A 5538-nucleotide genomic window follows, 5' to 3' on the forward strand; every position below is an offset into this window, starting at 1 on the left:
CATTTTCAAGGCACGGACACGCACGGGCATAAACACAAAAGCCCTCGCGAGGAGGGCTTTTGTGAGGATAAGGAGCCTGGCGGTGACCTACTTTCGCATGCGAAGAGCATACTATCATCGGCGCGGAGTCGTTTCACGGTCCTGTTCGGAATGGGAAGGGGTGGTTCCAACTCGCTATGGCCGCCAGGCATAACGGGTATCAGAAGCGGTTTGGCTTCTGAATTAAAAACGGAAGAAGTAAAGTATTGGGTGTATCGATTGCTAGCTTTAGCAACCTTGACTTGAGCAACTCAAGTTTCAAGGTTATAGGATCAAGCCTCACGGGCAATTAGTATCGGTCAGCTTAACGCATTACTGCGCTTCCACATCCGACCTATCAACGTCCTGGTCTTGAACGACCCTTTAGGTGGGTTAAACCCACGGGAAGTCTCATCTCGAGGCGAGTTTCACGCTTAGATGCTTTCAGCGTTTATCTCTTCCGGATTTAGCTACCCGGCTATGCCACTGGCGTGACAACCGGTCCACCAGAGATCCGTCCACTCCGGTCCTCTCGTACTAGGAGCAGGTCCCCTCAAACTTCCAACGCCCACGGCAGATAGGGACCAAACTGTCTCACGACGTTTTAAACCCAGCTCACGTACCACTTTAAATGGCGAACAGCCATACCCTTGGGACCGGCTACAGCCCCAGGATGTGATGAGCCGACATCGAGGTGCCAAACTCCCCCGTCGATATGAACTCTTGGGAGGAATCAGCCTGTTATCCCCAGAGTACCTTTTATCCGTTGAGCGATGGCCCTTCCATACAGAACCACCGGATCACTATGACCTGCTTTCGCACCTGCTCGACCTGTCCGTCTCGCAGTCAAGCTCTCTTATGCCATTGCACTATCAGTACGATTTCCGACCGTACCTAGAGAACCTTCGCACTCCTCCGTTACTCTTTGGGAGGAGACCGCCCCAGTCAAACTGCCCACCATGCACGGTCCCCGATCCGGATTACGGACCTAGGTTAGAACCTCAACAACATCAGGGTGGTATTTCAAGGTTGGCTCCACGCGATCTGGCGACCACGCTTCAATGCCTCCCACCTATCCTACACAAATCTTGTCAAAGTCCAATGCAAAGCTACAGTAAAGGTTCATGGGGTCTTTCCGTCTAGCCGCGGGTAGATTGCATCTTCACAAACATTTCAACTTCGCTGAGTCCCGAGAGGAGACAGTGTGGCCATCGTTACGCCATTCGTGCGGGTCGGAACTTACCCGACAAGGAATTTCGCTACCTTAGGACCGTTATAGTTACGGCCGCCGTTTACCGGGGCTTCAATCAAGAGCTTGCACCCCATCATTTAACCTTCCGGCACCGGGCAGGCGTCACACCGTATACGTCCACTTTCGTGTTTGCACAGTGCTGTGTTTTTATTAAACAGTCGCAGCCACCTTTTCACTGCAACCTCATCGTGCTTCGAGAGTAAATCTCTACACACTACCGAGGCGCACCTTCTCCCGAAGTTACGGTGCTAATTTGCCGAGTTCCTTCTCCCGGGTTCTCTCAAGCGCCTTAGAATTCTCATCCTGCCCACCTGTGTCGGTTTGCGGTACGGTTTTTATGTAACTGAAGCTTAGTGGCTTTTCTTGGAAGCTTGGTATCAATCACTTCGTGCACAAGTGCACTCGTCGTCACGCCTCAGAATTGACCCTCCGGATTTGCCTAAAGGATCTCCCTACACGCTTAAACCACCTATTCCAACAGATGGCTGACCTAACCTTCTCCGTCCCCACATCGCATTACATAAAAGTACAGGAATATTAACCTGTTTCCCATCAGCTACGCATCTCTGCCTCACCTTAGGGGCCGACTCACCCTGCGCCGATGAACGTTGCGCAGGAAACCTTGGGCTTTCGGCGAGGGTGCTTTTCACACCCTTTATCGCTACTCATGTCAGCATTCGCACTTCTGATACCTCCAGCATTCCTCACAGAACACCTTCGCAGGCTTACAGAACGCTCTCCTACCATGCACATACTATAAATAGTATGGCATCCGCAGCTTCGGTTACGTGCTTAGCCCCGTTACATCTTCCGCGCAGGACGACTCGACTAGTGAGCTATTACGCTTTCTTTAAAGGATGGCTGCTTCTAAGCCAACCTCCTAGCTGTCTATGCCTTCCCACTTCGTTTTCCACTTAGCACGTCATTAGGGACCTTAGCTGGCGGTCTGGGTTGTTTCCCTCTTGACACCGGACGTTAGCACCCGATGTCTGTCTCCTGTGATTGCACTTCTCGGTATTCGGAGTTTGCAATGGTTTGGTAAGCTCTTATGAGCCCCCTAGCCATAACAGTGCTCTACCCCCGAGAGTGAGACACAAGGCACTACCTAAATAGTTTTCGGAGAGAACCAGCTATTTCCAAGTTTGTTTAGCCTTTCACCCCTATCCACAGCTCATCCCCTAATTTTTCAACATTAGTGGGTTCGGACCTCCAGTTGGTGTTACCCAACCTTCATCCTGGCCATGGATAGATCACTTGGTTTCGGGTCTACACCCAGCAACTATCGCCCTATTCGGACTCGCTTTCGCTGCGCCTCCCCTATCGGTTAAGCTCGCTACTGAATGTAAGTCGCTGACCCATTATACAAAAGGTACGCAGTCACCCCTTGCGAGGCTCCCACTGTTTGTATGCATGCGGTTTCAGGTTCTATTTCACTCCCCTCCCGGGGTTCTTTTCGCCTTTCCCTCACGGTACTGGTTCACTATCGGTCGATCACGAGTATTTAGCCTTGGAGGATGGTCCCCCCATGTTCAGACAGGATTTCACGTGTCCCGCCCTACTTGTCGTAACCCTAGTTCCACACACGGGCTTTCTTATACGGGGCTATCACCCTCTATGGCCGGACTTTCCATTCCGTTCTAATAACGCGTGTGCTAAAAGTTACAGGCTCTTCCGTGTTCGCTCGCCACTACTTACGGAATCTCGGTTGATTTCTTTTCCTTCTGCTACTTAGATGTTTCAGTTCGCAGAGTTCGCCACCATCTCCCTATATATTCAGGAGCGGTTACCCTTGCGGGTGGGTTTCCCCATTCGGACATTCCCGGATCAAAGCTTGCTTGCCAGCTCCCCGAGACTTTACGCAGGCTGCCACGTCCTTCATCGCCTGTGATCGCCAAGGCATCCACCACATGCACTTGTTCGCTTGACCCTATAACGTTGAAACCTGAGCCCTTTTAAACTCAAATTCCGCGACGTACGAGTAAATACGTCCGCCATAGGTTTTTCTAAAGCACTACTGATTTGAACTGATCTAGTTACTAGAACTAAACGTCGCTCAAATGTTTCGATTTTGCAATCAATACTACCCATTGAACACGCAGAACCTCATCACAAAGTTCCTGTGTTCACTTTACTTCTTCCATTTTTTTAAAGAACAGTTCCAGCTTAAAAGCCAGAAGCAAACGCCTTCGCTTGCTTCTATCTTCTAGTCATTGGTGGAGGATGACGGGATCGAACCGACGACCCCCTGCTTGCAAAGCAGGTGCTCTCCCAGCTGAGCTAATCCCCCGTACCTCGGGCAATCTGGTGGGTCTGGTTGGGCTCGAACCAACGACCCCCGCCTTATCAAGACGGTGCTCTAACCAGCTGAGCTACAGACCCTGAACTGTCTGTCTCTTTGAACAACCGATAAGTGTGAGTACTTGCCAATCAGGCTTTTCTCTAGAAAGGAGGTGATCCAGCCGCACCTTCCGATACGGCTACCTTGTTACGACTTCACCCCAGTCATGAATCCTACCGTGGTAATCGCCCTCCTTGCGGTTAGGCTAACTACTTCTGGTAGAACCCACTCCCATGGTGTGACGGGCGGTGTGTACAAGGCCCGGGAACGTATTCACCGCGACATGCTGATCCGCGATTACTAGCGATTCCGACTTCATGTAGTCGAGTTGCAGACTACAATCCGGACTACGATCGGCTTTCTGGGATTGGCTCCCCCTCGCGGGTTGGCAACCCTCTGTACCGACCATTGTATTACGTGTGAAGCCCTGGCCATAAGGGCCATGAGGACTTGACGTCATCCCCACCTTCCTCCGGTTTGTCACCGGCAGTCCCAATAAAGTGCCCAACTAAATGATGGCAATTATTGGCAAGGGTTGCGCTCGTTGCGGGACTTAACCCAACATCTCACGACACGAGCTGACGACAGCCATGCAGCACCTGTGTCCACTTTCCCTTTCGGGCACCTAATGCATCTCTGCTTCGTTAGTGGCATGTCAAGGCCAGGTAAGGTTTTTCGCGTTGCATCGAATTAATCCACATAATCCACCGCTTGTGCGGGCCCCCGTCAATTCCTTTGAGTTTTAATCTTGCGACCGTACTCCCCAGGCGGTCTACTTCACGCGTTAGCTGCGTTACTAATGGATTTTACTCCACCAACAACTAGTAGACATCGTTTAGGGCGTGGACTACCAGGGTATCTAATCCTGTTTGCTCCCCACGCTTTCGTGCATGAGCGTCAGTGTTAGCCCAGGGGGCTGCCTTCGCCATCGGTATTCCTCCACATCTCTACGCATTTCACTGCTACACGTGGAATTCTACCCCCCTCTTCTACACTCTAGCCTTGTAGTTTCAAACGCAGTTCCCAGGTTGAGCCCGGGGATTTCACATCTGACTTACAAAACCGCCTGCGCACGCTTTACGCCCAGTAATTCCGATTAACGCTCGCACCCTACGTATTACCGCGGCTGCTGGCACGTAGTTAGCCGGTGCTTCTTATCAAGGTACCGTCAACCTCACCTAGTATTAATAGGTAAGTTTTCTTTCCTTGCGAAAGAGCTTTACAACCCGAAGGCCTTCTTCACTCACGCGGCATGGCTGGATCAGGCTTTCGCCCATTGTCCAAAATTCCCCACTGCTGCCTCCCGTAGGAGTCTGGGCCGTGTCTCAGTCCCAGTGTGGCTGGTCGTCCTCTCAGACCAGCTACGGATCGTCGCCTTGGTGAGCTCTTACCTCACCAACTAGCTAATCCGGCATCGGCCGCTCCAATAACGCGAGGTCTTTCGATCCCCCGCTTTCCCCCTCAGGGCGTATGCGGTATTAGCACATCTTTCGATGTGTTATCCCCCATTACTGGGTACGTTCCGGTGCATTACTCACCCGTTCGCCACTCGCCACCAGGAGCAAGCTCCCGTGCTGCCGTTCGACTTGCATGTGTAAAGCATGCCGCCAGCGTTCAATCTGAGCCAGGATCAAACTCTTCAGTTTAATTCCCAACTATTACTTGTTGCCCCTTGCGGGGCAGGTATATCGCTTGGCTTAATTCTCAAATGAACCTTAATTCATTTGAAGATGTAAGCACTTGTATTTTGAGCGTCAATCAATAGCCTAAGCCACCAATCGACTGCCTCACCAACAAGTACCCACACCTATCGGTTGTCCTGATTTTTAAAGAGCATGTCGCCGTAGCAACGAGAGGGGCGCATTATACAGACCGCTTACTTCCGGTCAAGCTTTTTGTCAGCATTATTTTACCAACAAACCCGCACCAC

At 51.4% G+C, this 5538-nt stretch carries 2 tRNA genes and 3 rRNA genes; all 5 read right to left on the reverse strand.

Features of this window, described 5'->3' with window-relative positions:
- Nucleotides 1-74: 74 nt before the first annotated feature.
- The 5 genes from rrf to A7976_RS04180 all read right to left on the reverse strand — a co-directional run bounded on the left by rrf (nt 75) and on the right by A7976_RS04180 (nt 5254).
- A 5S ribosomal RNA gene (rrf, locus tag A7976_RS04160) occupies nt 75-188 on the reverse strand.
- A gap of 119 nt (nt 189-307) precedes the next feature.
- Nucleotides 308-3197 (reverse strand): 23S ribosomal RNA (locus tag A7976_RS04165).
- A 284-nt stretch (nt 3198-3481) separates the two neighbouring features.
- Nucleotides 3482-3557, reverse strand: a tRNA-Ala gene (locus tag A7976_RS04170).
- Between the two features lie 15 nt (nt 3558-3572).
- Nucleotides 3573-3649 (reverse strand) — tRNA-Ile (locus A7976_RS04175).
- A gap of 64 nt (nt 3650-3713) precedes the next feature.
- Nucleotides 3714-5254: ribosomal RNA gene (locus A7976_RS04180) — 16S ribosomal RNA — on the reverse strand.
- Together the 16S, 23S and 5S rRNA genes with 2 tRNA genes alongside form the textbook arrangement of a ribosomal RNA operon.
- Nucleotides 5255-5538: the final 284 nt, after the last annotated feature.

The sequence above is a fragment of the Methylobacillus sp. MM3 genome (assembly GCF_001645185.1).
In the GTDB taxonomy this organism is placed as follows: domain Bacteria; phylum Pseudomonadota; class Gammaproteobacteria; order Burkholderiales; family Methylophilaceae; genus MM2.